This window comes from Enterobacter sp. DTU_2021_1002640_1_SI_PRY_ASU_LCPMC_013, assembly GCF_032389435.1.
GTDB classification, from domain to species: domain Bacteria; phylum Pseudomonadota; class Gammaproteobacteria; order Enterobacterales; family Enterobacteriaceae; genus Enterobacter; species Enterobacter hormaechei_C.
In genome coordinates, this window is record NZ_CP135594.1 from 4,563,957 (window position 1) to 4,589,958 (window position 26,002).

Consider the following 26,002-nt stretch of genomic DNA (forward strand, 5'->3'; position numbering starts at 1 on the left):
ATGTACCAGTTTGTACTGGGAAAGATCTCCACCCTTAGCGCGGACCCGCTGGCGTCAACGCTCGCAGACATGGCACCTCAGGGTGCACGACACGCTTCCTGGCTTGCAGGCCGGACGCTGCTCGCCAGAACCTTATCCCCCTCACCGCTTCCCGAGATAATTTACGGCGAGCAGGGAAAACCGGCCTTCGCTAACGGCCATCCTCTGTGGTTTAACCTGAGCCACAGCGGGGACGACATTGCCCTGCTGATGAGCGATGAAGGTGAAGTGGGCTGCGATATCGAAGTGATCCGCCCGCGGGAGAACTGGCAGGCGCTGGCGAATGCCGTTTTCAGCCTCACCGAACATGACGAGCTGGAACGTGAAGCGCCGGAAGAGCAGCTTTCCGCATTCTGGCGCATCTGGACGCGCAAAGAGGCAATCGTCAAACAGCGTGGCGGCAGCGCGTGGCAGATTGTCAGCATTGACAGCACCGCCCAGTCCCTCCCGGTCAGTCAGCTACGCTTCGGCTCGCTGAGCCTGGCGGTCTGTACCCCTACGCCTTTCACCTTAACGGCGGAAGCGGTTACTTACTCCGGTATCTCTGCGGCATAAAAATGACCAGCACGCCGAGTATAATCAAGCCGATGCCCGCCAGCCCGCGCCAGGAAAAGTGTTCTCCCCAGCCGGGCAGTAAAATTGCAGCACTCCACACCAGGATGTAACTGAGGCTCAGCAAGGCATACGCTTTGCTGAGCGCCATACGATGCAATGCCAGATACCAGCAGCCCATTGAGGCGCAATAGCCTGTCAGCCCCAGCATCAGCGCGCCTGTACCGGGGGCTATATGCCAGAGGGCAGCCCAGAAAGCGTCGCTCATCGGGGGCAGCGTCACCATCGCATGACGCAGCAGCAGCTGCGCCACGCTGACTAACACTACGCTGCATAACGCCCAACACGCACCGTTCACAGGCTTCCTCCCAGCAAAATAACCCCGACGATAATCAACCCGACGCCCAGCCAGTGACGTAGCGGGACAGGCTCATGCCAGACGATTTTTGCCGCCAGCGTTACCCAGACAAAGTTAAGGCTCAGCATGGGGTACGCCACCCCGACGGGCAGATGCTGCAATACCACCAGCCAGGCAACCATCCCGCCCCCCAGCATCAGCAGGGCCAGCCCAAGCCACAGGGCGACCTGCTGACCGCCGCCTGCCCGGGTCGCCTGTTTCTGGCACAGTTGACCTGCGCAGCTCAACAGGCTTGCCAGCACCAGCCAGATCCAGGCCATCACTGCGGCAGATATTGCAGGTAAGCCAGACGCCCCTGAATCGTCAGGTTGTCCGGTTTTGGCAGCCCGGCGCGGGCCAGGTCGTCGTTTTTCGACAACAGGATCACCAGCGACACCGGTCCCTGCTGACGATGCGCTTCAAGCCAGTGCGCGATATCATCTTTGCTCACAAAACGCCCCTTAGCGTCCGGATAATCCAGGCCGTATTTCAGCTCGCCGCTCTGCCCATACAAAATGATGTCATTACGCTGAAGCTCCCACGCCAGCCCGGCGGCTATACCAACGTTGTTCGCCAGGACGAATTTACTCATCTGTAATGGCTCGCGAACGGAATCCACCAGCGACTGCGGCTGTTTGGAATCCACTACCCGGTCCGGGATCGCAAAACCCACCAGCAGCGCCAGTCCGGCAGGGCAAAGCGCCGCCAGCCACCAGCGCTGCGGATTTTTAAGGGTAAACCAGCCCACCGAGGCCCAGATAAGAAAAGCCACTACCGCACAGAAGAGTTTGTACATCTCGACCGATGTCCACGGCGAGACCACCAGCGCCGCCAGCGTGCCAAGCACGCCAAACGCGATATTGATCCCACCGTTAATACGTAACGCTTTTTCGGCGACGGTGCAGGCGTAGCGCGCCATCAGGATCGCCAGCGGCGCAAAGCACGGCAGGATATAGGTCGGCAGCTTGCCTTTGGCGATGCTGAAGAACAGCAGCGGCATCACGATCCAGCCCAGCAGATAAAGCCCCGCCCTCTCGTTTTCTCTGTCTCGCCATCCCAGGCGTAGCGCGCCCGGCAGCATCGCCAGCCACGGCAGACTTCCCGCGATGAGGAACGGCAGATAGTACCAGAACGGCGCTTTATGCTGGGCATCGCTCCGGGCAAAGCGCTGGATATGCTCCACCCAGAAGAAGTAACGCCAGAAATCGGGTTCACGCTGAGCGATTGCCAGCCCCCAGGGCAGGACGATAAGTACGCAGCTGAGGATCGCCAGCCAGCCGAAAACCAGCACCTCCTTCCAGCGTCGTTGCGCAATCACCCACGGCAGCACGCCAATCACCGGTACCGCCAGCGCCAGGAAGCCTTTGGTCATGACGCCCATGCCGCAGGCCAGCCCCAGCAGAATGTAGCCCCCCGCTTTTCCGGCTATCGTTTTCGCCTGCGAAGCCAGCCAGAAGCTGCACATAGCCGCCACCAGCCAGAGGGTGATAATGGGATCCAGCACGGCGTAGGTGCCGATGCCATAGACCAGGAACAGGGTTAAGAAGATCAGGCCGGAGAAGATCGCCACCCGCTTATCCTGCCAGAGACGCCAGGCCAGCCAGATCACCAGCAGCGCCGTCAGCCCGGTGCAGAATATCGCCCCCGCGCGAACGGCAAAATTGGTGTGTCCAAATAGCCATTGCCCGATGCTGTTCACCCAGTAACCGGCAATGGGTTTTTCAAAGTAACGCAGCCCGAGGAAATGCGGGACCACCCAATCGCCGGAGGCCAGCATTTCGCGGCTGATTTCCGCATAGCGCGTCTCATCTGGCTGCCATAACAGGCGAAGGTTGACCGGAAGGAGGTAGTAAACGACAAACAGGGCGAGAAGCGTCAGGCCATAGCGGGCTGTTTTCATAGTGCCGGGCTCACGGTTTGTTGATAGCCAAGCCAGCCTTCCCGGCCAGCCATTTCACGACGGACGATTTTTCCCAGGGGCAGCGTGCCAGGATCGTCCGGCAACAGCTGGCTTAACGGGCAGAACTGAATGCCCTCCTGCGCCGCCAGCGCAAGCAACGCGTCGAAATCCTGCTGATACGCAATGCCTTCCACTTCGGCATGGATGGTATAAACCGGCGTACCGGCATCGCGGTGCATCGCATCCAGAATGTAACGGTTAAACCTGTCGGCACTCACCTCGCGCCCGACCACTTCATCCCACGTCGGAAGGGTGACCGGAATCTGCACCGTGCCGGTTCGGTTTTCCCCCAGCAGCGGTAAAAACGGTCCGGTGCCCCGGCAATCGCTGTTGTAGCGAAAGGCAAAGTGTTCTTTGGCCTTCACCACGCGCTGGTCGGCCCGCCATCCCGCCACGGCGGAACAGCGCACAGGCTGGCCGGTAATGGCTTCCAGCTCCAGCACGCCGCGCTCAACCTCACGCGCCAGGCGGGGGATATCCCACACGCCCGCCCAGGCCTGCCAGGCATGGTGATCCCAGGCGTGCAGCCCCACTTCATGATGCTGCGCGGCCTTGCAGATGATCGCTTCATTTTCCGCGCCGATGCGCCTGCCGGGCCATGCGGTTCCGGCCAGCAGGATATCCCAGCCGTAGAGCGATGCCGCGCGCGAGCGCAGCATTTTGTACAGAAAGGCCGGTTTAATCAGGCGCCACAGGTGACGCCCCATATTGTCAGGCCCGACGCTGAAGAAAAGCGTCGCGCGCACGTTGTGCTTGCTCAGCAGCTCCAGCAGCCGCGGCACGCCCTCGCGCGTGTCGCGAAAGGTGTCGACGTCAATGCGTAAACCGACCTTTTTCATGATGCCTGTTCCGACAGCTCCACGGTGCGCAGGAAGAAGTCGAGCGTTTCATCAATGGTCTGCTCCATCTTCACCGTCGGCGTCCAGTTCAGGCAGCGCTTCGCATTGCGGATGCTCGGCTTGCGGTGTTCAACGTCCTGATAACCCTTGCCGTAGTAGCTGCTGCTCTCCACTTCGCGGAAACCGGCAAACGGCGGGAACTGGCTGCGCAGCGGGTGACGTTCAAAGCTTGCCAGCAGCATTTCCGCCAGCTCGCGGATGCTCGCTTCGTTGTCCGGATTACCGATGTTGATGATCTCCCCGTTACAGCGGCCGTCTTTGTTTTCGATGATGCGGAACAGCGCTTCAATACCGTCGCTGATATCGGTGAAGCAGCGTTTCTGTTTGCCACCTTCAATCAGCTTAATGGGCGAACCTTCCACCAGGTTGAGGATCAGCTGGGTGATGGCGCGGGAGCTGCCGATACGCGCGGCGTTCAGGTTGTCCAGGCGCGGCCCCATCCAGTTAAACGGGCGGAACAGGGTAAAGCGTAGCCCCTCTTTCTCACCGTATGCCCAGATCACGCGGTCCAGCAGCTGTTTAGAGACGGAGTAGATCCAGCGCTGCTTGTTAATCGGCCCGACCACCAGACTGGAGGTGTCTTCATCGAAGTTATTGTCGGTACACATGCCGTACACTTCCGACGTCGACGGGAAGATGATGCGCTTATCGTATTTCACGCAGTCGCGGATAATCTTCAGGTTCTCTTCGAAATCGAGTTCGAACACGCGCAGCGGGTTACGGGTGTATTCAATCGGGGTGGCAATCGCCACCAGCGGCAGCACTACGTCACATTTTTTGATGTGGTACTCGATCCATTCGGAATGGATGCTGATGTCCCCTTCAACGAAGTGGAAACGGGGATTAGTGAGGAATCGACCGATCGCATCGGATCCGATATCGAGACCGTAGATCTCGTAATTGTCGTCTTCCAGCAGCCGTTCGGTCAGATGGTTACCGATAAACCCGTTTACGCCGAGGATTAAGACGCGCGTGCGGCGTTTGATCGCCACCACCGGCGCGCTGGTGATCAGCGCCCCCGCCACCAGACCAAGAGACTGCGCCAGCTGCGCCCCCTGCACGTACAGCCCGTTGTCCGTTTGTCCGGTGACGATCTCCAGCGCCTGCTCGCCGCAGCTCACAATCAGCGGAGAGACCGAGATGACGGTGCCCGGTTTTGCCGCCGGAATGTCGTCACGCACGCGGGATTTCCAGACGATAAATTTACTGACTCCGGCGAAGCTGTACGCGCCCGGCCACGGGTCGGTCACGGCGCGCACCAGGTTATGCAGCTGACGCGCCGGTTTCGCCCAGTCCAGTCGCCCGTCCTCCGGCGTGCGGCGACCAAAACTGCTTGCCTTGCTTTCGTCCTGCGCGGTTTCGGTAAAAGTCCCCTGACGGATCGTCGGCAGCGCGTCGCGAAGCAGGCTTTGCGCGGCGATGCAGAGCTTGTGGTGCAGCTCCAGCGCCGTCTCATCAGCGCCAATGCCCACTTTCAGCTGTGCCACGATACCGCCCGCATCGGCACGGCGTACCATTTTGTGCAGCGTTACGCCGGTTTCTGTTTCACCGTTAACCAGCGCCCAGTTCAGCGGCGCACGGCCACGGTAGGCTGGCAGCAGCGAGCCGTGCAGGTTAAATGCGCCTTTTGTCGCCACGCTCAGGATGTCGTCGCAAAGCAGATTGCGGTAGTAGAAAGAGAAAATCACGTCCGGCGCAAGCTTCTGAATACGATCCACCCACAGCGGATGGTTCACATCGTCCGGGGCGTAAACCGGAATACCGTGTTCAGCCGCAATACGCGCCACCGAGCCGAAGAAGTGGTTTTCCCCGGCAACATCCGGATGGGTGAAGATGGCGGTAATGTCGAAGCCTGCGTCCAGCAAGGCTTGCGTGCCCGTGCACCCCATATCGTGATAGGCAAAGACGACGGTTTTCATGGGTGGTTTTCCTCTTGAGATGCCAGGTGCTCCTGACGGACAACACGTTGAATAAAATAGCGCGGACGCGCGCGAACATCGTTGTAAATACGGCCAATGTACTCACCCAGCAGACCCATACCGATGAACTGGGCGCCAATGAACGTGAACAGCACGGCAAACAGCATAAAGACCCCTTCCGCCGCCCACTGGGGACCAAAGACCAGCCGCAGAACGACCAGCAGAACGGAAAGCGCAAACCCGGCCAGCGCGATAACGCTGCCGAACACGCTCAACAGGCGCAGTGGCGTGGTGGTCAGGCAGGTGATCAGGTCGTACATCAGGTTGATCAGACGCATAAAGCTGTACTTTGACTCCCCATGCTCGCGCTCGGCGTGCAGCACCGGGATCTCCGTCGCTTTACGGGCAAAGGTGTTCGCCAGAATAGGAATGAAGGTGCTGCGCTCGTGGCAGTGCAGCATGGCGTCGACGATGTGGCGGCGATAGGCGCGCAGCATGCAGCCGTAGTCGCCCATCGCTTTGCCGGTGGTGCGCTGGATCAGACGGTTGATGGTGCGAGACGCCAGCTTGCGGAACAGGCTGTCCTGGCGGTTTTGCCGCACGGTGCCGACCACGTCGTAACCTTCGTCGGCTTTGGCGACCAGACGCGGGATCTCTTCCGGCGGGTTTTGCAGATCAGCATCCAGGGTAATCACCAGATCGCCCGTAACGTGGCTGAACCCGGCCATAATTGCCGAGTGCTGGCCGTAGTTACGGTTGAGCAGTACGGCAACAATGTGGCTGCCCTCCGCCTGCGCGGCGTCGGTCAGCATCCGCGCGGAGTCGTCGCTGCTGCCGTCGTCCACCAGCAGAATTTCATAAGCTTTGCCGAGCGTCTCGCAGGCGGCAGTCGTGCGGCGGATCAGTTCCGGCAGGCTCTCCTGCTCGTTATAGACCGGGATCACCACGGAAACTTTTTGCACGGGCGGCGCACTGAACATATCAATGTCCTGCAAGCTGATGGAGCGCGGTAATGACGCGGGTTGTGTCGTCATGGGTCATGTCCGGGAAAAGAGGGAGAGAACAAATACGCGCGCTGTTCCATTCAGAGTTCGGAAGCGACACATCAGGGAAACGCTCGCGGTAGTATTTTTGCGTATGTGCCGCACGGAAATGCAGGCCCGTACCGATGCCCTGCTCCTTCAGCGCGGCCATCAGGGCATCACGCGAGAGGCCGCACCGGGCCTCATCCACGCGAATGATAAACAGGTGCCAGGCGTGCAGATGCGGCCAGGACGGAATGCGCAGCGGCTGGAAAGGGGTATCCGAGAGTTCAAGCAGGTAGCGGTCGGCAATGTCGCGACGGCGCCTGTTGGCTTCGCCCAGCTTGCCGAGCTGCACCAGCGCCAGCGCGGCGTTGATATCCGCGAGGTTGTATTTAAAACCCGGGGTGATGACCTCGGCCTGCGGCGCGCGGCCATGGGTCTGGCGGTCATAGGCATCAACGCCCAGACCGTGGAACTTAAGGCTACGGATGTTTTGCGCCAGCTGCTCGTCATCCGTCACCACCAGCCCACCTTCGGCGCAGGTCATGTTTTTGATGGCGTGGAAGGAGAATATTGCGGTGCCCCGCCAGCCTACATGACGGCTGTGGTAGTACGTTCCGGCGGCATGGGCCGCGTCTTCAATGACAGGAATACCGTGACGTTCACCGACGGCGCGGATGGCGTCAATATCGCACGGCGCACCCGCATAATGAACCGGCACAATGGCTTTGGTTCGAGGCGTAACGGCGGCCTCGACCGCTTCAGGCGTCACCATCAGCGTGTCTCTGTCGACGTCGATCATCACCGGTATGGCACCCAGCAGCACGATCATATTCAGCGTCGATACCCAGGTCAGGGAGGGCGTAATCACCTCATCGCCGGGACCAATCCCCATCGCCATCAGGGTGACGTGCATCCCCGCCGTGGCAGAGGAGACGGCAATCGCATGACGGTTTCCCGTCAGCGTACAGAACGCCTCTTCAAGCATCTGATTTTTCGGCCCGGTGGTGATCCAGCCGGAGGTTACTACCTCCTGTACCGCGGCGATTTCCTCCGCGCCCATTGAGGGCCGGGAAAAAGGCAAAAAATCACGCATTATTAATTTCCTTGAGTTATGCATGGCAACTTTTTGATATTAACCAAATGCCGATGCGTTTATTTCAACGAACCATAAACTCATCTCAAGGTAACGTTCATTTCTTAGGGAAAAATTAAGATGGTGATAAAAAGGAGGAGTGAATTGATATAAATTTATTATTAAACAATAGGTTAAGTAATTATGAATTATTTATTATGTGATTCCGCTCACCGTATTAGAGTCAATTATCTAAACCAAACATCAACAAATAAAAAAATCCCCGACCATTTCCAATAAATATGAAATGAGTCGGGAACTTTTCTTTTTAGTTAATTGTCGCGCTTATTTTAAATTATCAGGAAAGTTTTTTGGCAACTCGCTGGCCGCGCACGCAATAACGCTATCGTCATTCGCACCGCAGTCGCGCACGAAGGTGATGGTGGCAAATTCATCAATCACTTCGGTTGGATACGCTGGCCCGGCATCACGGTAGCTATTCATCAGTGGAATGTGATCGTTCTGGAAGCAGACGGTTTTTTCCGGATTATTCATGATCCAGCGCGGGAAGAAGATGGTGCCGTGGAACAGGCTGTCGCCCAGGTTCACGATCAGGCTCACGTCGGTACCGGTTGGCTCCGTCCAGGAAATTTTATAGATGCTCTCCCCAACACGAACAATGTAGGCCTGCTGATCTTTCACCCAACGGTTGCCCACCAGACCGCTGTGAATACGGTAGTCCAGGGTGTTTTCGTTTTTAACGTAAATTTCGTAATTCCAGCCATTATCGTAGGTATATACAAGATGTTTGCCGACAAAGCCGCTTAAATCATGTTTATCGAAGGTGCTCATACGATGTCTCCTTTGTTTTGATGAGACGATCGTACCCCTTCAAAAAATGAATGAATAACGCTATGTTTGAATCAAATTCATCCAAAATTTAGATTAATTATGCACAAGACGACGCTCGAACAGTGGGCCTTGCTGGAGAGAGTCATCGAGGCTGGCAGCTTCGCTAAGGCGGCGGAAGAGACCCACCGCAGCCAGTCCTCGGTCAGCTATAACCTGTCGCTGTTGCAGGAGCGGCTGGGCGTGGCGCTCCTGATGACAGAGGGACGGCGTGCCGTGCTGACCCCGGCGGGTGAGCTGTTGCTGAATCAGGTTAAACCGCTGCTGAAAGCCTTCGCCTATGTTGAAACGCGCGCTGCGACCCTGCGCAGCGGGATGCGAACCCGTATCGATTTGATGGTAGACAGTATTTTTCCGCGCAGCCGGCTGTTCGCGATTTTGCGCCAGTTTCAGCAGCTGTACCCGCAAACGCAGGTGCGGCTTACCGAGGTGCTGGAAAACAGCCGCGCAGATGCGCTTAATGATGAAGCCGACGTGATGGTCTTAACCCGCCGCCAGGACATTACCGGCCTGGGCGAATGGCTGATGAATATCGATTTTGTTGCCGTCGCGCATCACGCTCACCCGCTGTTTGCGCTGGATACACCGCTTAACGACGAGATGCTACGACCGTGGCCGCGCATTCAGATCGCAGACAGCCAGCCCACCGCTCACCCCACCGGGGAGTCGTGGACCTTCTCCACCATCGATGCCGCGATCGAAGCGGTGATGTATCAGGTTGGATACGGCTGGTTACCGGAAGAACGCATTCAGACCCCGCTCCAGCAGGGCATCCTTAAAACGCTGCCGCTCAGCCACGGCGTACGTCGCGCCACGCCGCTGCACCTCATCGTCAAACGCTCCCTCAGCCCGCTGGACGAGCAGGTTGAGACGCTGTTGCGCCTTTTTAAACAGGAGCCGTCATCGTCAACTGCTACGCTTTAAGTTTTGAACCATAAGATGACAAGGAGCGAATGATGAAAATTGATTTAACGGGGAAAGTAGCGCTGGTGACCGCGTCCACCGGCGGTATTGGGTTTGCCATCGCCCGCGGGCTGGCGGAGAGCGGTGCGGAAGTGATCGTGAACGGGCGCAGCGTCGACTCGGTGAACAAAGGCATTCAGGCGCTACAGCAGGTGGTGCCGGGCGTACAGGTCCGTGCCGCCATAGCCGATCTAAGCTCGCAGGAGGGCGTTGACGAACTGCTCAGGGTCGCCTCGCACGTCGATATTCTGGTGAATAACGCCGGGATCTATGGCCAGCAGGATTTTTATTCCACCGACGACGAGACCTGGGAACGCTACTGGCAGACCAACGTGATGTCCGGCGTGCGCCTCTCCCGTGCCCTGCTGCCAGGCATGGTACAAAAGGGCTGGGGTCGGGTAGTGTTTATCTCGTCAGAATCGGCCTGCAATATTCCTGCGGATATGATCCACTATGGCGTGACAAAAACCGCCCAGCTCTCGCTGGCGCGCGGTCTGGCGAAGTTCGTGGCAGGCAGCGGCGTGACGGTGAACAGCGTGCTGCCGGGCCCGACAATGTCGGACGGTTTTGCCGCGATGATGAAAGACGAGATCGAAAGAACCGGTAAATCGCTGGAACAGCTGGCGAAAGAGTTCGTGATGGCGAATCGCCCCAGCTCGGTGATCCAGCGCGCCGCCACGGTGGAAGAAGTGGCAAATATGGTGGTATATGTCTGTTCCATGCAGGCCTCCGCGACTTCCGGCGCGGCGCTGCGCGTTGACGGCGGCGTGGTGGATGACATTGTTTGACCCGTCAGGCCACAGGTTCAGGAAAAAATGCGACCTGATATAAGGACTGTGAAGGTAAAGCAGGTAAACTAGTGAACAGAATGTGTATTTCAGCTAAGACGTATTTATGACCAATATGATTGCCGACGAAGCCGTGGCGAAGTCCAGCGTGCTCTCTGTCTTTGACTTTGATGGTACGTTGACGCACCACGACAGTTTTATCCCGTTCCTGCGCTTTGCCTTTGGCAAGCGCTACTTTGCTGGCCGACTGGTGCGCATGGCCCTGCCTACGCTGCACTGTGTGCGCCGAAAGCTGACGCGAGATGAGCTGAAAGAGGTGTTGATCAAAACCTTCCTGACGGGGGTGGATGAGCACTGGTTACGTCAGCAGGCGGAAGCCTTCTGTGAAAAATACTGGAACAAGCTGATGCGCCCGGAAGGTGTGCTGGCCGTCGCCAACGAGGTCAATTCCGGTGCGGAAGTGACGATTTGCTCTGCTTCCCCGGCGCTGGTATTGCAGCCGTGGGCCGATAAGCTCGGCATTAAGCTGATTGGCACGCAGCTGGAAGTGAAAGACGGCAAGCTGACCGGGCGGATCACCGGCCACAACTGCCGTTGTGCCCAGAAGGTGGCGAGGCTGGAGAAGGTGTATGGGGATTTGAACGCGTATCACCTGCGCGCCTGGGGCGACACGCGTGGCGACCACGAGTTGCTGGCGGCGGCGCAGGATCCGCACTGGCGGCATTTTCATCATCCGAGCAAGCGCCGAAATTCACCAATTAAGGGTTAGGTGCGGCCCGGTGCCCTCACCCCGGCCCTCTCCCACAGGGAGAGGGAGAAAAGCGGTACATCAGGCCTCACGTTTTCCCGGGAACATCACGCTCGCAATAATCCCCAGCGCCAGTACCCCCAGCACCACAAACAGGCTTGCCGTGGCGCCGATGTTATAACCGTGATGCCAGAAGTGGTCGGTCGCATTCAGCCCCAGCTTGAACGCCACGAAGAACAGCAGTAACACCACCGCTTTCTCCAGATGCACCAGATACTGCTTCAGCGCTTCCAGCACGAAGTAGAGGGTACGCAGGCCGAGGATCGCGAACATCATTGCGCTGTAGATAATCAGCGGCTCACGGCTGACGGCAATGATTGCGGGTACGGAATCGAAGGCGAACATCACGTCGGACAGCTCCACCACCGCGACGCAGAGCAGCAGCGGCGTCGCGTAGCGCTTCGCCTTCTTCACGCGGCCTACCATCACATCCTTGTTTTCAGGTTTCTCCAGTTCGGCATCCACCTCTTTCTGGGTCAGGATAAACGCATGGCTGCTGATTTTTGGCCACACCGGGTAGAAGCGTTTCACCAGGCGGTACGCCAGATGGTTGGAGTAATCTTCTACTTCATCGCTCTCTTCATTGCGTTTCAGCATCATCACCGCCGTCCAGCCGACGACCAGCGCAAAAATGACCTCAACATACGGTCCCAGGCTCAGCAGGCTGGTGCCAATGGCAACAAAAATACCGCGGAACACAATCGCCCCGAGTACGCCCCAGTAGAGCACGCGGTGACGATATCTATCCGGCACGCCAAACCAGGCGAAGATCGCCATCATCACAAACAGGTTGTCGACGGAGAGCACCTCTTCCAGCGCATAGCCGGTCAGGAACAGACTGGCCATCTCCGCGCCGTGGTGCACGTATAAGAATCCGGCGAAGGCCATCGCCATCATGACCCAGAAGATGGACCACATGACCGCGCTTTTCAGCGAGATCGGTTTATCGTGACGGTGCATGAAGAGGTCGATAAACATCGCCCCAACGGCCATCACCACGAAGACAACAACGGTTTCCGTCGGGAAACCGAGATGAGCAGCAGACATAGACAACCCTTTTAAGAAGACAAAACACCATGCACACAATAAAAAGCGTGGACCCGATAAGGACGCAGCACGCTAAAAAAATAAATATTAACCGTTCTTTTCAGCGAGTGCCTGCGCGCATGCCCAGGCACTGGCCCACGCCCACTGGAAGTTATACCCGCCGAGCCAGCCGGTCACGTCCATCACTTCACCAATGAAATAAAGACCCGGCACGTTGCGGGCTTCCATCGTGCGGGATGAGAGTTCGTTTGTATCCACGCCGCCCAGCGTCACTTCCGCCGTGCGGTAGCCTTCGGTGCCGTTTGGCTGTACGCGCCAGTTCGTCAGCGTCTCCACCAGCGTTTCCTGCTCGCGGCTGTTGAGCTGCTTGAGCGCGACATCCGGAATTTGCCCTAACACCTGCAAGCACTCCACGAGACGCTTCGGCAGCTGCATCGCCAGGGTATTTTTCAGGCTTTGATTCGGGTGCGCAGCGCGTTGCTCGTTAAGGAAGGCGTCCAGATCGCAGTCCGGCACCAGGTTTACGGAGACAAACTCCCCCGGCTGCCAGTAGCTGGAGATCTGCAATACCGCCGGGCCCGAGAGTCCGCGATGGGTAAAGAGCAGATTTTCGCGGAACACCGTGCCGTCTTCGGCCGTAATGACCGACGGCACAGACACGCCGGAGAGCGTCTGAAGCTGTTCCAGCAGCGGCTTATGCAGCGTGAACGGTACCAGCCCGGCGCGGGTGGGCAGTACCTTCAGGCCAAACTGCTCGGCAATTTTATAGCCGAACGGTGAGGCGCCCAGACCCGGCATCGAGAGGCCGCCGCTGGCGATCACCAGGTTATCGGCGCTGACGGTTTCACCGTTGAGTTGCAGCGTGTAGCCCTGCTCGTCACGGGCGACGTCCAGCACTTCGGTGCGCAGGCGCATAACTACGCCGCCTTTCTCGCACTCGGCCACCAGCATATCGACAATTTGCTGCGCGGAGTCGTCGCAGAACAGCTGCCCCAGCGTCTTCTCATGCCACGCGATACCGTGTTTACCCACCAGTTCGATAAAATCCCACTGGGTGTAGCGCGCCAGCGCAGATTTGCAAAAATGACGGTTCTGGCTCAAATAGGCAGCAGGCTCGACATAAAGATTAGTAAAGTTGCATCGCCCGCCGCCAGACATCAGGATCTTGCGGCCAGGCTTTTTTCCGTTATCCAGCAGCAGCACGCGACGACCCGCTTGTCCGGCCATCGCCGCACAAAACATACCCGCCGCACCGGCGCCAATTACTACGGCATCAAACCTTTCCACGTCAAAATCCTCTTCGTTAACTGCCGCGGATTGTAAAGTTTCCTCAGTGGTCGCACCAGCGTAAAAAGATATTACAAAGCCATTTCATTGATATTTAAAGATTATCCTTTCAGGCACATTTCCCAAATCAGGTGGTATGTCAAAAAAAGTCTATATTTCACTTTGCCCGTTGCGCATTTGTCCTGGATAATGCGCCGCGTTCATGTCCTCAAAATGGCGTAACGTCCTATGCTACATTTGTTTGCCGGCCTGGATTTACATACCGGGCTTTTATTATTGCTTGCTCTGGTTTTTGTGCTGTTTTACGAAGCGATCAACGGCTTCCACGACACTGCAAACGCAGTAGCAACGGTTATCTACACTCGCGCAATGCGATCGCAGCTTGCGGTCGTGATGGCGGCGGTATTTAACTTTTTTGGTGTCCTCCTGGGCGGACTGAGCGTTGCGTATGCCATTGTGCATATGCTGCCAACGGATCTGCTGCTTAACGTGAGTTCCGGTCATGGCCTGGCCATGGTGTTCTCAATGCTGCTTGCTGCGATTATCTGGAACCTCGGTACCTGGTATTTCGGCCTGCCGGCATCCAGCTCTCACACCCTCATCGGCGCGATTATCGGTATCGGGTTAACCAATGCCCTGATGACCGGGACCTCCGTCGTTGATGCGCTGAATATCCCGAAAGTTCTCGGTATTTTCGGCTCTCTGATCATCTCCCCTATCGTCGGTCTGGTGGTGGCGGGTGGCTTGATTTTCATCCTGCGTCGCTACTGGAGCAACACGAAAAAACGTGCGCGTATCCACCTGACGCCAGCAGAGCGTGAGAAGAAAGACGGCAAGAAAAAGCCGCCGTTCTGGACGCGTATCGCGCTGATCATTTCCGCTATTGGCGTCGCCTTCTCTCATGGCGCGAACGATGGTCAGAAAGGTATCGGCCTGGTGATGCTGGTTCTGATTGGCGTCGCACCGGCGGGCTTCGTGGTTAACATGAACGCCTCCGGTTACGAAATCACCCGTACCCGTGATGCGGTAAACAACGTTGAGACTTACTTCCAGCAGCATCCTGATTTGCTGAAGAAAGCGACCGGCGTGGACCAGCTGATTCCTTCTCCGGAGTCAGGCGCAACGACGGCACCGGGCGAGTTCCATTGCCATCCGGCAAACGCGATTAACGCGCTGGAACGTGCGAAAGGCATGCTGGCCGATATCGAAAGCTATGACAAACTGGCTGTTGAACAGCGTGGTCAACTGCGTCGCATCATGCTCTGTATCTCCGACGTGACCGATAAAGTCGCGAAGCTGCCAGAGGTTAATGCTGACGACCAACGTCTGCTGAAGAAACTGAAAGGCGATATGCTCAACACCATTGAGTACGCGCCAATCTGGATCATCATGGCGGTCGCACTGGCGCTGGGTATCGGTACGATGATTGGCTGGCGTCGTGTGGCGACCACCATCGGTGAGAAGATCGGTAAGAAAGGCATGACCTATGCGCAGGGTATGTCCGCGCAGATGACGGCAGCGGTATCTATCGGTCTGGCGAGCTACACCGGTATGCCAGTCTCCACCACCCACGTACTCTCTTCGTCCGTGGCAGGTACCATGATTGTTGACGGCGGCGGTTTGCAGCGTAAAACCGTGACCAACATCCTGATGGCCTGGGTGTTCACCCTCCCGGCGTCCATCCTGCTGTCTGGCGGTCTGTACTGGATTTCGCTGAAGCTGATTTAATCGGCTGAAGGCGACAAAAAAGCGGGTCAGGAAACTGGCCCGCTTTTTTTATGCTCAGTGCCAAATCATCAGCGCAATCATACTCACCACAACCAGGCCACACAGGGCGCTGGTCAAAATGAACTGACGACGCAGGCGCTCGCAGCGACGGATAAACTCTTCATCGTGGTGATCGCGGTAGCGTTGGTAGTAGATATACCCCACCAGACGCATCTGCTTGCTGGGCTGTCCGTGCGAGGTGAAGAACCCTCCACCGTCCACATACTGATAAAGCAACGGATCGCAACAACGAAGTACCACTAACAGCGCACGTAACGATGAGAAGTAGCGCGCCATATTCACTATGCAAACCACGCATAACGCCCAAAACAATGCGACGGTGCTAATCATACATCCTCCCCGGCGTCCGCCCACGAAGCAAGGCTCCTGAGCTACCGCACCCCAATGCCCTGACAGACAGTTCAGTGAAAGAATGACCAAAAGTCGATCCGGTTCGCGTTTTAATATCCGAACGGCTCATTAAATAGTGTAGGAGATCCGTTAATTTTTTTGCCACAAGGTTAATCGTTATCAACACCAAAGCTTGAAAAATATGTTTAACTGGGCCGTAATGAAAGCATCAGACGACGGCTTTCCCATTTAGTCATCGATAACTTAAGGAAGGAGTAACACTATGGCTTACAAACACATTCTCATCGCGGTAGACCTCTCCCCGGAGAGTAAAGTGCTGGTTGATAAAGCAGTATCCATGGCACGTCCCTACAACGCGAAAGTTTCGCTGATTCACGTTGATGTGAATTACTCCGACCTCTACACCGGTCTGATCGACGTGAATCTCGGCGATATGCAGAAACGCATCTCCGAAGAGACTCACCACGCGCTGAGCGAGCTTTCTACCAACGCGGGCTATCCAATCACTGAAACCTTAAGCGGTAGCGGCGATCTGGGCCAGGTGCTGGTTGATGCGATTAAGAAATACGATATGGACCTGGTGGTATGCGGTCATCACCAGGACTTCTGGAGCAAGCTGATGTCTTCCGCGCGCCAGCTGATTAACACCGTACACGTGGATATGCTGATTGTTCCACTGCGTGACGAAGAAGACGAGTAAGTGCAAAAAAGCCCGGTGGCGCTAACGCTTACCGGGCCTACAAGGTAAAAGCAAAACGGCAACACGGTTGCCGTTTTTAATGTTTGTTCCCTCTCCCTGTGGGAGAGGGTTAGGGTGAGGGCATCAGCCCGCACTATTCCGGCGTTCCCGAATAAATATCAAATCGGTGTCCTTTGGTGGTCACCGCGTTAGTGGTCGCAACGTCCGCCAGCGGCGGCGCATAGTCCGGCCGCTTCACCACCACCCGCTTCGTCGCCAGCTGACGAGCCGGCTCCAGCAGGCCATCGGCATCTAAATCTGGCCCCACCAGAGACTGAAACACCCGCATCTCTTTCTTAACCAGCGCGCTTTTCTGCTTATGCGGGAACATGGGGTCGAGATAGACCACCTGCGGGCGCGGGGTGATATCGGTCAGCGCCGTCAGGCTGGAGGCATGAATAAGTTGCAAACGTTCCTGTAACCACGGGCCGATTTCCGGGTCCGCGTAGCCCCGCGTCAGCCCGTCGTCGAGCAGCGCGGCGACAACCGGATTACGCTCCAGCATCCGCACCCGACAGCCGACAGACGCCAGCACAAAGGCATCGCGCCCCAGCCCCGCCGTGGCATCCACCACGTCCGGCAGATAGCTGCCTTTAATGCCGACCGCTTTGGCCACCGCTTCACCGCGACCGCCGCCAAACTTACGCCGGTGCGCCATCGCGCCGCCGACAAAATCGACAAAAATCCCGCCAAGCTTTGGCTCATCGCGTTTGCGCAGCTCCAGATGTTCCGGCGTCATCACCAGCGCCATCAGGTTGTCTTCATCATGTTCCAGCCCCCAGCGGGCCGCCAGAACAGATAAGGCGCCGTCCCCGGCGCCTGTTTCATCTACTAAGCAGATCTTCACGTAGCAATCAGCCTTTGATTCCGTAATGCTCCAGCATCGCATCCAGCTGCGGCTCGCGGCCACGGAAGCGTTTGAACAGCTCCATAGGCTCTTCTGAACCGCCGCGCGTCAGGATGTTATCAAGGAACGACTGACCGGTTTCGCGGTTGAAAATCCCCTCTTCTTCGAAGCGCGAGAAGGCATCTGCCGCCAGCACGTCGGCCCACAGGTAGCTGTAGTAGCCTGCGGCGTACCCGCCTGCGAAGATATGGCTGAACGCGTGCGGGAAGCGTCCCCAGGTCGGGCCTGGAATAACCGCGACCTGCTTTTTAATCTCAGCCAGGGTTTCGAGGATTTTCGCCCCCTGCTCCGGGCTGAACTCGGCGTGCAGGCGGAAGTCGAACAGGCCGAACTCCAGCTGACGCAGGATGAACATCGCCGCCTGGTAGTTTTTCGCCGCCAGCATTTTATCCAGCAGTTCTTTCGGCAGCGGTTCGCCCGTTTCGTAATGGCCGGAGATAAATGCCAGCGCGTCCGGCTCCCAGCACCAGTTTTCCATAAACTGGCTTGGCAGCTCGACCGCATCCCATGGCACACCGCTGATACCGGCGACGCCAGCGGTTTCGATGCGGGTCAGCATGTGGTGCAGGCCGTGACCGAACTCGTGGAACAGGGTGATCACTTCATCGTGGGTAAACAGCGCAGGTTTGCCGCTCACCGGGCGGTTGAAGTTACAGGTCAGGTAGGCGACCGGTTTTTGCAGGGAACCATCCGCTTTACGCATCTGGCCCACGCAGTCGTCCATCCACGCCCCGCCACGTTTGTTTTCACGCGCGTAAAGATCCAGATAGAAGCTGCCGCGCAGCTCGTTTTTCTCGTCATACAGCTCGAAGAAGCGCACGTCCGGATGCCAGACGTCGATGTCGGTACGCTCTTTCGCGGTAATGCCGTAGATGCGTTTCACCACCTCGAACAGGCCGTTAACGGCTTTGTTTTCCGGGAAGTACGGACGCAGCTGTTCGTCGCTGATGCTGTAGAGGTGCTGTTTCTGTTTTTCGCTGTAGTACGCGATATCCCACGGCTGAAGCTCGTCCACGCCGAACTCCGCTTTCGCAAAGGCGCGCAGCTGAACCAGTTCTTTTTCACCCTGAGGACGGGCGCGTTTCGCCAGATCGGTCAGGAAGTCGAGCACCTGCTGTGGGTTCTCAGCCATTTTGGTGGCGAGGGATTTATCCGCGTAGCTGTCGAAGCCCAGCAGCTGTGCCAGCTCGTGGCGCAGAGCGAGGATCTCCGCCATCACCGGGCTGTTGTCCCACTTACCGGCATTCGGCCCCTGATCGGAGGCGCGGGTGCTGTAGGCGCGGTACATCTCTTCGCGCAGGGCCTGGTTGTCGCAGTAGGTCATCACCGGCAGATAGCTTGGGATATCCAGCGTTAACAGGAAGCCTTCCTGCTCTTTCGCTTCGGCCTGGGCTTTTGCCGCCGCCAGCGCGCTTTCCGGCATACCCGCCAGTTCAGATTCATCGGTAATCAGCTTCGTCCAGCCCATGGTGGCGTCGAGGACGTTGTTGCTGTACTGGTTGCCCAGCTCGGACAGGCGCGCGGCGATTTCGCCGTAGCGGACCTGTTTTTCTTTTGGCAGGCCAATCCCGGACAGTTCGAAATCACGCAGGGCGTTATCGACCGATTTTTTCTGCGCCGTGTTCAGTTCGGCATAGTGGTCGCCGTCGCGCAGGTCGCGGTAGGCTTTGTAGAGCCCCTCATGCTGACCGACCCAGGTGCTGTACTCAGAGAGCAGCGGCAGGGTCTGTTCGTAGGCTTCACGCAGCTCCGGGCTGTTTTTCACCGAGTTCAGGTGACTCACCGGGGAGAAAATACGCCCCAGCACGTCGTCCACTTCGGCCAGCGGCTGACACAGATTTTCCCAGGTGTACGGCGCGCCCTGCGCGACCACGCTTTCTACCGCCGCACGGCAGTTGTTCAGCGACTGGGTAACGGCCGGAACCACATGCTCAGGGAGGATTTTAGAAAACGGTGGCAACGAAAAAGGCGTCAGTAATGGATTGGTCATAAACGCTGTCCTGTTGAAATAGATGAATGAAGCGCGCATCCGGCGCTGTGCATATTGTTCAGTAATGGGGTTAAGTGTAGAGGATTTCAATGCCGAAGGTTGTCGAAAAACGCCCGGTGGCGCTGCGCTTACCGGGCCTGCGGGTAATCTGTGCCGTTCTGCTGTAAACTGTGGCAAATCGTCAATTCAGCGGAATATCATTACCCATGCTCAGTTATCGCCACAGCTTCCACGCAGGCAACCACGCCGACGTCCTCAAACACACCGTTCAGAGCCTGATCATCGAATCGCTTAAAGAAAAGGATAAACCGTTCCTTTATCTGGACACCCACGCGGGCGCGGGCCGTTATCAGCTGAGCGGCGAGCATGCCGAGCGTACCGGTGAATATCTGGAAGGGATTGCGCGTATCTGGCAGCAGGACGATCTGCCTGCCGAGCTGGAGCCGTACATTGGCGTGGTGAATCACTTCAACCGCAACGGCCAGCTGCGTTACTACCCGGGTTCACCACTGATTGCCCGCCAGCTGCTGCGTGAGCAGGACAGCCTTCAGCTGACCGAGCTGCACCCGAGCGACTTCCCGCTGCTGCGTTCTGAGTTTCAGAAAGATAACCGCGCCCGCGTGGACAAAGCCGATGGCTACCAGCAGCTGAAAGCCAAACTGCCGCCGGTTTCCCGTCGCGGCCTGGTGCTGATCGACCCGCCGTACGAAATCAAAACCGACTATCAGGCGGTGGTGACCGGCATTAACGAAGGTTACAAACGCTTTGCGACCGGCACCTATGCCCTGTGGTATCCGGTAGTGCTGCGCGCGCAAATTAAACGCATGATCAAAGACCTCGAAGCGACCGGCATTCGTAAAATCCTGCAAATTGAGCTGGCGGTGCGCCCTGACAGCGACCAGCGCGGCATGACCGCGTCCGGCATGATCGTCATTAACCCGCCGTGGAAGCTCGAAGGACAGATGAACAACGTGCTGCCGTGGCTGCACAAAACGCTGGTGCCAGCCGGTACGGGTCACGCCACCGTGAGCTGGATCGTGCCGGAGTAATCGCAGCCATCGGTGGAAACTATTGATTTCAGGTATACAATCGCGGCAATTCACGATTAAGGACAACGCTATGACTAAGCATTATGACTACATCGCAATCGGCGGCGGCAGCGGCGGCATCGCCTCCATCAACCGTGCGGCCATGTACGGCCAGAAGTGTGCGCTGATTGAAGCCAAAGAACTCGGCGGCACCTGCGTGAACGTGGGTTGTGTACCGAAGAAAGTGATGTGGCATGCCGCGCAAATCCGTGAAGCTATCCATATGTATGGCCCGGACTACGGCTTTGACACCACCATCAACCACTTCGACTGGGATAAACTGATCGCCAGCCGTACCGCCTACATCGACCGTATTCACACCTCGTACGATAACGTGCTGGGCAAGAATAACGTCGACGTGATCCGCGGCTTCGCCCGTTTCGTGGATGCGAAGACGATCGAAGTGAACGGCGAGACGATCACCGCCGATCACATCCTGATCGCCACCGGCGGCCGTCCGAGCCACCCGAACATTCCGGGCGCGGAATACGGTATCGACTCCGACGGTTTCTTCGAGCTGCCTGCTCTGCCAGAACGCGTTGCCATTGTGGGCGCAGGTTACATCGCGGTTGAGCTGGCCGGCGTGATTAACGGCCTGGGAGCGGAAGCGCACCTGTTCGTGCGTAAACACGCGCCGCTACGCAGCTTTGACCCGCTGATCGTCGACACGCTGGTCGAGGTGATGAACGCCGAAGGCCCAACCCTGCACACCAACGCCGTGCCAAAAGCGGTGGTGAAAAATGCGGACGGTAGCCTGACTCTGGAACTGGAAGATGGCCGTAGCCAGACCGTTGATTGCCTGATCTGGGCGATTGGTCGTGAACCGGCCACCGACAACTTCAACCTGGCCGCAACCGGGGTGAAAACCAATGAAAAAGGCTACATTGTCGTTGATAAGTTCCAGAACACCAGCGTACCGGGCATTTATGCCGTCGGTGATAACACCGGCGCCGTAGAGCTGACGCCGGTTGCCGTGGCGGCGGGGCGTCGTCTTTCCGAGCGTCTGTTTAATAACAAGCCGGACGAACATCTGGACTACAGCAACATCCCGACCGTGGTCTTCAGCCACCCGCCAATCGGTACCGTCGGCTTAACCGAGCCGCAGGCGCGTGAGCAGTACGGCGATGACCAGGTGAAAGTGTATAAATCGGCGTTTACCGCGATGTATACCGCGGTCACCTCGCACCGTCAGCCATGCCGCATGAAGCTGGTGTGCGTGGGCCCGGAGGAGAAGATCGTCGGCATCCACGGCATTGGTTTCGGCATGGACGAGATCCTGCAAGGCTTCGCGGTGGCGCTGAAGATGGGCGCAACGAAGAAAGACTTCGATAACACCGTGGCGATCCACCCGACTGCGGCGGAAGAGTTTGTGACTATGCGCTGATCCGTCTGATCCGCAACAAAACCGGCCAGCTGGCCGGTTTTTTTATGCCCTGGGCAGGTAAACCCAACGGCTGTACAAACGGTAACAAAATAACCCGCTACCCGGGGTGGAATTAACTAATCTTAGAAAGCGCTACGCGTTCGCCTGTTACTACGGAAAAAGATTAGAGATATGAAAATGCACGTAAAGATCACCGCAAAACTGATGGCCAAAATGCACCTTGTTCTCGCGCTGGTTTGGGCGATACTGACTATTCCTACCCTGCTGTGGTGGAAAAACAGCATTCTGTGGGTGTCGTTAATGAGCATTTACGCCATCGTGATTTCCCATCTGGCTGCGTACAGCGCCGCCCATGCGGAAAAAGCGGCCAGCAAAGCGATGGATAAAAGCGAAGGCGCCAGCCAGAAAGCCAATCAAACCGCCAACAGCCTTCAGGGCAATGCGCGTCAGGCGCATTAATCCCTGCGTATATGCAGAATACCGAATGCTCTGAATTTTATTCCTGCTCTGTTTCCAAAGATTCTGTTTTAATGATTTCATAATCAAAGGGATATCTGACTTTCAGCGTGTTTAAATCCATTTTGAAAGCGTGATCTACCGCACACTTCGCACCGCATTAACCGAAGCGAATGTCTACGCTTAAAAGATAGCCGGGAAAAACCCGTATTGGTTACGACAAAAACCGGAGGTCCTGAACACCATGTTCAACCAGAAACTACAGACTGCCGAGGATATCGAGTTCGACATTGCAGAAGAGCTGCGCTACGAAACCGATCCCTGTGAGTTAAAACTGGATGAGATGATCGAGGCAGAGCCGGAACCGGAAATGATTGAAGGGCTGCCGGCGTCCGATGCCCTTACGCCCGCAGACCGCTACCTTGAACTGTTTGAACACGTCCAGTCGTCGCGGCTTTTTGCGGACAGCAAAACCTTTCCCGACTGCGCGCCGAAGATGGATCCGCTGGATATTTTGATCCGCTATCGCAAGGTGCGTCGTCACCGTGATTTTGACCTGGCGCGCTTTGTGGAGAATCACTTCTGGCTGCCGGAGGACTACAGCAAAGAGTACGTCTCTGACCCCGGCCTGTCTCTGAAAGAACATATTGATAATCTGTGGCCGGTGCTGACGCGCGAGCCGCAGGATCACATCCCGTGGTCGTCGCTGCTGGCGCTGCCGCAGGCCTATATTGTGCCCGGCGGACGATTCAGCGAGACCTATTACTGGGACTCTTACTTCTCCATGCTGGGGCTGGCTGAAAGCGGTCGTAACGATCTGCTGAAATGTATGGCCGATAACTTCGCCTGGCTGATTGAGCGCTACGGCCATATCCCGAACGGCAACCGTACCTACTATCTCAGCCGCTCCCAGCCGCCCGTTTTTGCCCTGATGGTGGAGCTGTTTGAAGAGGACGGCGTGCGCGGGGCGAAGCGCTATCTTGAGCATCTTAAGATGGAGTACGCCTTCTGGATGGACGGGGCGGAATCGCTGCTGCTCAACCAGGCCTATCGCAGTGCGGTACGCATGCCGGATGGCTCATTGCTCAACCGCTACTGGGACGATCGCGACACGCCGCGAGATGAATCGTGGATTGAGGATGTGGAAACCGCCCGTCATTCCGGTCGTCCGCCGAACGAGGTGTATCGCGACCTGCGCGCCGGGGCAGCCTCAGGATGGGATTACTCATCCCGCTGGCTGCGCGATCCTGCGCGGCTGGCCAGCATCCGCACGACACAATTTATCCCCATTGATTTGAACGCATTCCTGTTCAAACTGGAGAGCGCTATCGCCAATATCTCCGCGTCGAAAGGGGATAAAGAGACGGCTGATCTGTTCCGCCAGAAAGCCAGCGACCGGCGCGCGGCGGTGAACCGCTATCTGTGGGACGAAGAGAACGGCTGTTATCGTGATTACGACTGGCGGCGTGAAGCCCTGGCGCTGTTCTCTGCGGCCAGCATTGTGCCGCTGTATGTGGGCATGGCGACGCATGAGCAGGCTGAACGGCTGTCCGATGCCGTTAAAGCCCGTCTGCTCACGCCGGGCGGTATTCTCGCCACCGAATATGAAACCGGGGAGCAGTGGGATAAGCCGAACGGCTGGGCGCCGCTCCAGTGGATGGCGATCCAGGGGTTCAAGCAGTACGGCAACGACTCGCTGGGAGATGAGATCGCCTGGAGCTGGCTGCACACGGTGAACCATTACTACAAAACCCATCATAAGCTGATTGAGAAGTACCACATCGCCAGCAGCACGCCACGCGAAGGTGGCGGGGGTGAGTATCCGTTGCAGGATGGCTTCGGCTGGACGAATGGCGTGGTGCGGCGGTTGATTGGGCTGTATGGGGAGCCCTGAGCCTCGCCCCTCACCCTGACCCTCTCCCCTGAGGGGAGAGGGGACTTAACGGTGCGGCCTTTTCTCCCTCGCCCCGTTGGGGAGAGGGCCGGGGTGAGGGGGAAAAATAATCAGCGGATCACCTCATAAATGGCAGTCTGGATGGACTGCCATTTTTTTGTGCTGGCATCGGGCTGCGTCTTCGCGCGGCGCGTTGCCATATCGGCGTCGTGCTGCTGGCGTTTCACCACCGCGGGAACGGTACAGAATGCTTTCAGGTACTGCTTACGCATAGGCGTCAGCGATTCGCCGTTCGCCATCGCATGGCTAAGCGTATTAATAAAGCGTCGGCAGGGCTTTTGCTCTGTCATTTGCAGGCGGTAGCGCAACATTACTTCCAGTACATCGTCGTAGCCTGCCGACAACGCCTCCTCCGTCCATGACATTTTCCAGTCCATCCCGCCCTGCAAAAACAGGAGCGCCACGCGGGTGTCATTGCGATTGATGGCCGAGCGGAAATTATTCTCATCCCAGGTAACACCCATGCGGGTTAACGTCTCGCGTGAGGAAGGCGTTTCGCGCATCTCCTGCACCTGCGCGGGAGATGCCGTACTGGCCACAGCCGGCTGCGGTTTACTGCTGGTCACCAGCCAGAATCCCCCCACGACAATCGCGATAACCATCACGCCAACCGCTCCCCACAGCACGCCGGAAATCAGCTGTTCGCGCTGCTCTGGCGTACGCGTGGCGCGCTGAGTCGGTTTTTCAATACTGTCGCGCACTTCAAAAAGATCGCCGCCTGTGGTGCGGTCCATTTTTTGCGCCTTTTCCCAGAACGCGTGCAGCTCGCTTTCGTCCACCGCCATCAGCGCCGCCGGGTTAACGCGTGTCCGCCCTTCCTCAAACGCGCGCTGAACGGAGCGGGTGATCTGCGTGTAATAGCAGTCGAGCAGCTGGATTTGCGCCCCGCTTAACGGCTGCTGCACGGTGATGCTGTTGCGGATTTGTCGAATATCTTCGAGGAAGGTTTGCAGGGTTTTGCGGGGCTCTACCAGCAGCGTCAGCATGTCCGGAGCGTTAAACAGCGGCGCGTAGTAGCGGCTAAATTCTTTTTTATCCACCAGCATCTGGGCCAGTTCGCTGAACAACATGCCGCTCAGAACATCATTAATCTCACCGTTTTTCAGCCAGCGACGCACGCGTTCAGCGTTAAACAAGGTCTTAAGATGATTATTCAGCCGCACCGGATCGGGCCACGCCTGCTGTATCAGCCCTTTAATCATCAGCTCAATGGCACGCACCTGTTTCTGCGCCTGAAGCTGGCTCTCCTTCTCTGGCACCCTCCCGGTATCGTAGGCCAGGAGGGGCTGTTGCAGACGCAGATATTCAAGGGAGGTGACGAAGCGCATCGCCGCAATCAGCTGATTTTCGCTGACATCCTGCCCGCTTTCATACTGGGGAACACGCTGCTGAAGCAAGCGTAATTGCAGCGTAAAGGCCGTCATTTCCGCATCATTCAGATTCAGCTTCCTGGCTACGGCGCCCCACCCGCCCAGCCCCAGGCGGGCACTATCCAGTTGCTCCAGAAACCAGCGTGGATCTTTTCCTTCAGAAACATGTACATTCAACAGAAGTAAAATTTCAACAGACGCCTGACGGATCGCCGCCAGACAGTGTTCAAACTGTTCGCGGGTATGATGCGATGAGCTAATCATCATTGTTTTCCTTGAGAGACAATGAGTACCGCTAAAGCGGCAT

24 protein-coding genes are annotated in these 26,002 nt (G+C 57.3%); 10 read left to right on the top strand and 14 right to left on the bottom strand.

All coding sequences use genetic code 11. From position 1 onward, the window contains the following. Positions 1-594 carry a 4'-phosphopantetheinyl transferase AcpT gene (acpT, locus tag RS584_RS21910; RefSeq protein ID WP_032649774.1) on the top strand — a complete coding sequence of 198 codons (594 nt, stop codon included), beginning with the start codon at positions 1-3 and terminating at the stop codon, positions 592-594. On the opposite strand, the gene arnF is transcribed toward acpT, so the two are convergent. The 8 genes from arnF to RS584_RS21950 form a co-directional block, all read right to left on the bottom strand. Next, on the bottom strand, positions 566-949 hold the full coding sequence (gene arnF / locus RS584_RS21915) for a 4-amino-4-deoxy-L-arabinose-phosphoundecaprenol flippase subunit ArnF (protein ID WP_252011042.1): 384 nt from the start codon (positions 947-949) through the stop codon (positions 566-568). The two genes, acpT and arnF, sit on opposite strands and share 29 nt — an antisense overlap. Further along, on the bottom strand, positions 946-1,269 hold the full coding sequence (arnE, locus tag RS584_RS21920; RefSeq protein ID WP_015571497.1) for a 4-amino-4-deoxy-L-arabinose-phosphoundecaprenol flippase subunit ArnE: 324 nt from the start codon (positions 1,267-1,269) through the stop codon (positions 946-948). The genes arnF and arnE overlap by 4 nt, the downstream gene beginning before the upstream one ends. Next, positions 1,269-2,888 (bottom strand): lipid IV(A) 4-amino-4-deoxy-L-arabinosyltransferase, encoded by a 1,620-nt coding sequence (gene arnT, locus RS584_RS21925; protein WP_315748626.1) that lies wholly within the window; start codon positions 2,886-2,888, stop codon positions 1,269-1,271. Before arnT ends, arnE begins: the two co-directional genes overlap by 1 nt. Continuing rightward, a complete protein-coding gene (gene arnD / locus RS584_RS21930; RefSeq protein ID WP_315748628.1) occupies positions 2,885-3,787 on the bottom strand; it encodes a 4-deoxy-4-formamido-L-arabinose-phosphoundecaprenol deformylase in 903 nt (300 codons plus the stop codon). The genes arnT and arnD overlap by 4 nt, the downstream gene beginning before the upstream one ends. After that, entirely contained in the window at positions 3,784-5,766 is a 1,983-nt protein-coding gene (gene arnA, locus RS584_RS21935; protein ID WP_110871395.1) for a bifunctional UDP-4-amino-4-deoxy-L-arabinose formyltransferase/UDP-glucuronic acid oxidase ArnA, read from the bottom strand. Before arnA ends, arnD begins: the two co-directional genes overlap by 4 nt. Beyond that, positions 5,763-6,746 carry an undecaprenyl-phosphate 4-deoxy-4-formamido-L-arabinose transferase gene (gene arnC / locus RS584_RS21940; RefSeq protein WP_017693824.1) on the bottom strand — a complete coding sequence of 328 codons (984 nt, stop codon included), beginning with the start codon at positions 6,744-6,746 and terminating at the stop codon, positions 5,763-5,765. The genes arnA and arnC overlap by 4 nt, the downstream gene beginning before the upstream one ends. A 1-nt stretch (position 6,747) precedes the next feature. Next, positions 6,748-7,887 (bottom strand): UDP-4-amino-4-deoxy-L-arabinose aminotransferase, encoded by a 1,140-nt coding sequence (gene arnB, locus RS584_RS21945; protein WP_315748630.1) that lies wholly within the window; start codon positions 7,885-7,887, stop codon positions 6,748-6,750. A 324-nt stretch (positions 7,888-8,211) separates the two neighbouring features. Next, a complete protein-coding gene (locus tag RS584_RS21950; protein ID WP_315748632.1) occupies positions 8,212-8,718 on the bottom strand; it encodes a phenolic acid decarboxylase in 507 nt (168 codons plus the stop codon). A 99-nt stretch (positions 8,719-8,817) separates the two neighbouring features. On the opposite strand from RS584_RS21950, the gene RS584_RS21955 reads away from it, so the two are divergent. The 3 genes from RS584_RS21955 to RS584_RS21965 all read left to right on the top strand — a co-directional run bounded on the left by RS584_RS21955 (position 8,818) and on the right by RS584_RS21965 (position 11,295). Next, positions 8,818-9,699: a LysR family transcriptional regulator gene (locus RS584_RS21955; RefSeq protein ID WP_032649778.1), complete on the top strand. Its 882-nt coding sequence runs from the start codon at positions 8,818-8,820 to the stop codon at positions 9,697-9,699. Positions 9,700-9,731: 32 nt separating this feature from the next. Further along, on the top strand, positions 9,732-10,526 hold the full coding sequence (locus RS584_RS21960; protein WP_017384097.1) for an SDR family NAD(P)-dependent oxidoreductase: 795 nt from the start codon (positions 9,732-9,734) through the stop codon (positions 10,524-10,526). Between the two features lie 106 nt (positions 10,527-10,632). Beyond that, positions 10,633-11,295: an HAD family hydrolase gene (locus RS584_RS21965; protein WP_003861228.1), complete on the top strand. Its 663-nt coding sequence runs from the start codon at positions 10,633-10,635 to the stop codon at positions 11,293-11,295. Between the two features lie 60 nt (positions 11,296-11,355). Here RS584_RS21965 and RS584_RS21970 read toward each other — a convergent pair whose 3' ends face one another. After that, positions 11,356-12,381: a TerC/Alx family metal homeostasis membrane protein gene (locus RS584_RS21970; RefSeq protein WP_015571505.1), complete on the bottom strand. Its 1,026-nt coding sequence runs from the start codon at positions 12,379-12,381 to the stop codon at positions 11,356-11,358. Between the two features lie 87 nt (positions 12,382-12,468). Then, the gene (locus RS584_RS21975; RefSeq protein ID WP_003861226.1) at positions 12,469-13,668 is read right to left on the bottom strand and encodes an NAD(P)/FAD-dependent oxidoreductase; all 1,200 of its coding nucleotides are present in this window, start codon (positions 13,666-13,668) and stop codon (positions 12,469-12,471) included. 228 nt (positions 13,669-13,896) lie between these two features. Here RS584_RS21975 and pitA point away from each other — a divergent pair, with 228 nt between their 5' ends. Continuing rightward, on the top strand, positions 13,897-15,396 hold the full coding sequence (gene pitA / locus RS584_RS21980; RefSeq protein ID WP_003861225.1) for an inorganic phosphate transporter PitA: 1,500 nt from the start codon (positions 13,897-13,899) through the stop codon (positions 15,394-15,396). A gap of 54 nt (positions 15,397-15,450) precedes the next feature. Here pitA and uspB read toward each other — a convergent pair whose 3' ends face one another. After that, positions 15,451-15,786, bottom strand: a complete 336-nt coding sequence (uspB, locus tag RS584_RS21985) for a universal stress protein UspB (RefSeq protein WP_315748633.1) — start codon at positions 15,784-15,786, stop codon at positions 15,451-15,453. A gap of 283 nt (positions 15,787-16,069) precedes the next feature. On the opposite strand from uspB, the gene uspA reads away from it, so the two are divergent. After that, positions 16,070-16,507, top strand: coding sequence for a universal stress protein UspA (gene uspA / locus RS584_RS21990; RefSeq protein WP_003861223.1), 438 nt, complete (start codon positions 16,070-16,072; stop codon positions 16,505-16,507). A gap of 133 nt (positions 16,508-16,640) precedes the next feature. On the opposite strand, the gene rsmJ is transcribed toward uspA, so the two are convergent. Next, positions 16,641-17,393, bottom strand: a complete 753-nt coding sequence (gene rsmJ, locus RS584_RS21995; RefSeq protein WP_017384177.1) for a 16S rRNA (guanine(1516)-N(2))-methyltransferase RsmJ — start codon at positions 17,391-17,393, stop codon at positions 16,641-16,643. Positions 17,394-17,400: 7 nt separating this feature from the next. Next, a complete protein-coding gene (prlC, locus tag RS584_RS22000; protein WP_039269545.1) occupies positions 17,401-19,443 on the bottom strand; it encodes an oligopeptidase A in 2,043 nt (680 codons plus the stop codon). A 206-nt stretch (positions 19,444-19,649) separates the two neighbouring features. Here prlC and RS584_RS22005 point away from each other — a divergent pair, with 206 nt between their 5' ends. The 4 genes from RS584_RS22005 (at position 19,650) to RS584_RS22020 (ending at position 24,265) form a co-directional block, all read left to right on the top strand. Then, positions 19,650-20,492 (top strand): 23S rRNA (adenine(2030)-N(6))-methyltransferase RlmJ, encoded by an 843-nt coding sequence (locus tag RS584_RS22005; RefSeq protein WP_047364408.1) that lies wholly within the window; start codon positions 19,650-19,652, stop codon positions 20,490-20,492. A gap of 70 nt (positions 20,493-20,562) precedes the next feature. Then, on the top strand, positions 20,563-21,915 hold the full coding sequence (gorA, locus tag RS584_RS22010; protein WP_017384179.1) for a glutathione-disulfide reductase: 1,353 nt from the start codon (positions 20,563-20,565) through the stop codon (positions 21,913-21,915). Positions 21,916-22,086: 171 nt separating this feature from the next. Then, positions 22,087-22,374, top strand: coding sequence for a hypothetical protein (locus RS584_RS22015; protein ID WP_003861213.1), 288 nt, complete (start codon positions 22,087-22,089; stop codon positions 22,372-22,374). Positions 22,375-22,615: 241 nt separating this feature from the next. Next, positions 22,616-24,265 (top strand): alpha,alpha-trehalase, encoded by a 1,650-nt coding sequence (locus RS584_RS22020; RefSeq protein ID WP_003861211.1) that lies wholly within the window; start codon positions 22,616-22,618, stop codon positions 24,263-24,265. 110 nt (positions 24,266-24,375) lie between these two features. On the opposite strand, the gene RS584_RS22025 is transcribed toward RS584_RS22020, so the two are convergent. Beyond that, positions 24,376-25,962, bottom strand: a complete 1,587-nt coding sequence (locus RS584_RS22025; RefSeq protein ID WP_315748635.1) for an STY4199 family HEPN domain-containing protein — start codon at positions 25,960-25,962, stop codon at positions 24,376-24,378. Between the last annotated feature and the right edge of the window lie 40 nt (positions 25,963-26,002).

Bases quoted from the DNA above. Each gene is read 5' to 3' on its own strand.
- acpT (WP_032649774.1), top strand. From the start codon at position 1: ATGTACCAGTTTGTACTGGGAAAGATCTCCACCCTTAGCGCGGACCCG.
- arnE (WP_015571497.1), bottom strand. From the start codon at position 1,269: ATGGCCTGGATCTGGCTGGTGCTGGCAAGCCTGTTGAGCTGCGCAGGT.
- arnT (WP_315748626.1), bottom strand. From the start codon at position 2,888: ATGAAAACAGCCCGCTATGGCCTGACGCTTCTCGCCCTGTTTGTCGTT.
- arnD (WP_315748628.1), bottom strand. From the start codon at position 3,787: ATGAAAAAGGTCGGTTTACGCATTGACGTCGACACCTTTCGCGACACG.
- arnA (WP_110871395.1), bottom strand. From the start codon at position 5,766: ATGAAAACCGTCGTCTTTGCCTATCACGATATGGGGTGCACGGGCACG.
- arnC (WP_017693824.1), bottom strand. From the start codon at position 6,746: ATGTTCAGTGCGCCGCCCGTGCAAAAAGTTTCCGTGGTGATCCCGGTC.
- arnB (WP_315748630.1), bottom strand. From the start codon at position 7,887: ATGCGTGATTTTTTGCCTTTTTCCCGGCCCTCAATGGGCGCGGAGGAA.
- RS584_RS21950 (WP_315748632.1), bottom strand. From the start codon at position 8,718: ATGAGCACCTTCGATAAACATGATTTAAGCGGCTTTGTCGGCAAACAT.
- RS584_RS21955 (WP_032649778.1), top strand. From the start codon at position 8,818: ATGCACAAGACGACGCTCGAACAGTGGGCCTTGCTGGAGAGAGTCATC.
- RS584_RS21960 (WP_017384097.1), top strand. From the start codon at position 9,732: ATGAAAATTGATTTAACGGGGAAAGTAGCGCTGGTGACCGCGTCCACC.
- RS584_RS21965 (WP_003861228.1), top strand. From the start codon at position 10,633: ATGACCAATATGATTGCCGACGAAGCCGTGGCGAAGTCCAGCGTGCTC.
- RS584_RS21970 (WP_015571505.1), bottom strand. From the start codon at position 12,381: ATGTCTGCTGCTCATCTCGGTTTCCCGACGGAAACCGTTGTTGTCTTC.
- pitA (WP_003861225.1), top strand. From the start codon at position 13,897: ATGCTACATTTGTTTGCCGGCCTGGATTTACATACCGGGCTTTTATTA.
- uspB (WP_315748633.1), bottom strand. From the start codon at position 15,786: ATGATTAGCACCGTCGCATTGTTTTGGGCGTTATGCGTGGTTTGCATA.
- uspA (WP_003861223.1), top strand. From the start codon at position 16,070: ATGGCTTACAAACACATTCTCATCGCGGTAGACCTCTCCCCGGAGAGT.
- prlC (WP_039269545.1), bottom strand. From the start codon at position 19,443: ATGACCAATCCATTACTGACGCCTTTTTCGTTGCCACCGTTTTCTAAA.
- RS584_RS22005 (WP_047364408.1), top strand. From the start codon at position 19,650: ATGCTCAGTTATCGCCACAGCTTCCACGCAGGCAACCACGCCGACGTC.
- gorA (WP_017384179.1), top strand. From the start codon at position 20,563: ATGACTAAGCATTATGACTACATCGCAATCGGCGGCGGCAGCGGCGGC.
- RS584_RS22015 (WP_003861213.1), top strand. From the start codon at position 22,087: ATGAAAATGCACGTAAAGATCACCGCAAAACTGATGGCCAAAATGCAC.
- RS584_RS22020 (WP_003861211.1), top strand. From the start codon at position 22,616: ATGTTCAACCAGAAACTACAGACTGCCGAGGATATCGAGTTCGACATT.
- RS584_RS22025 (WP_315748635.1), bottom strand. From the start codon at position 25,962: ATGATGATTAGCTCATCGCATCATACCCGCGAACAGTTTGAACACTGT.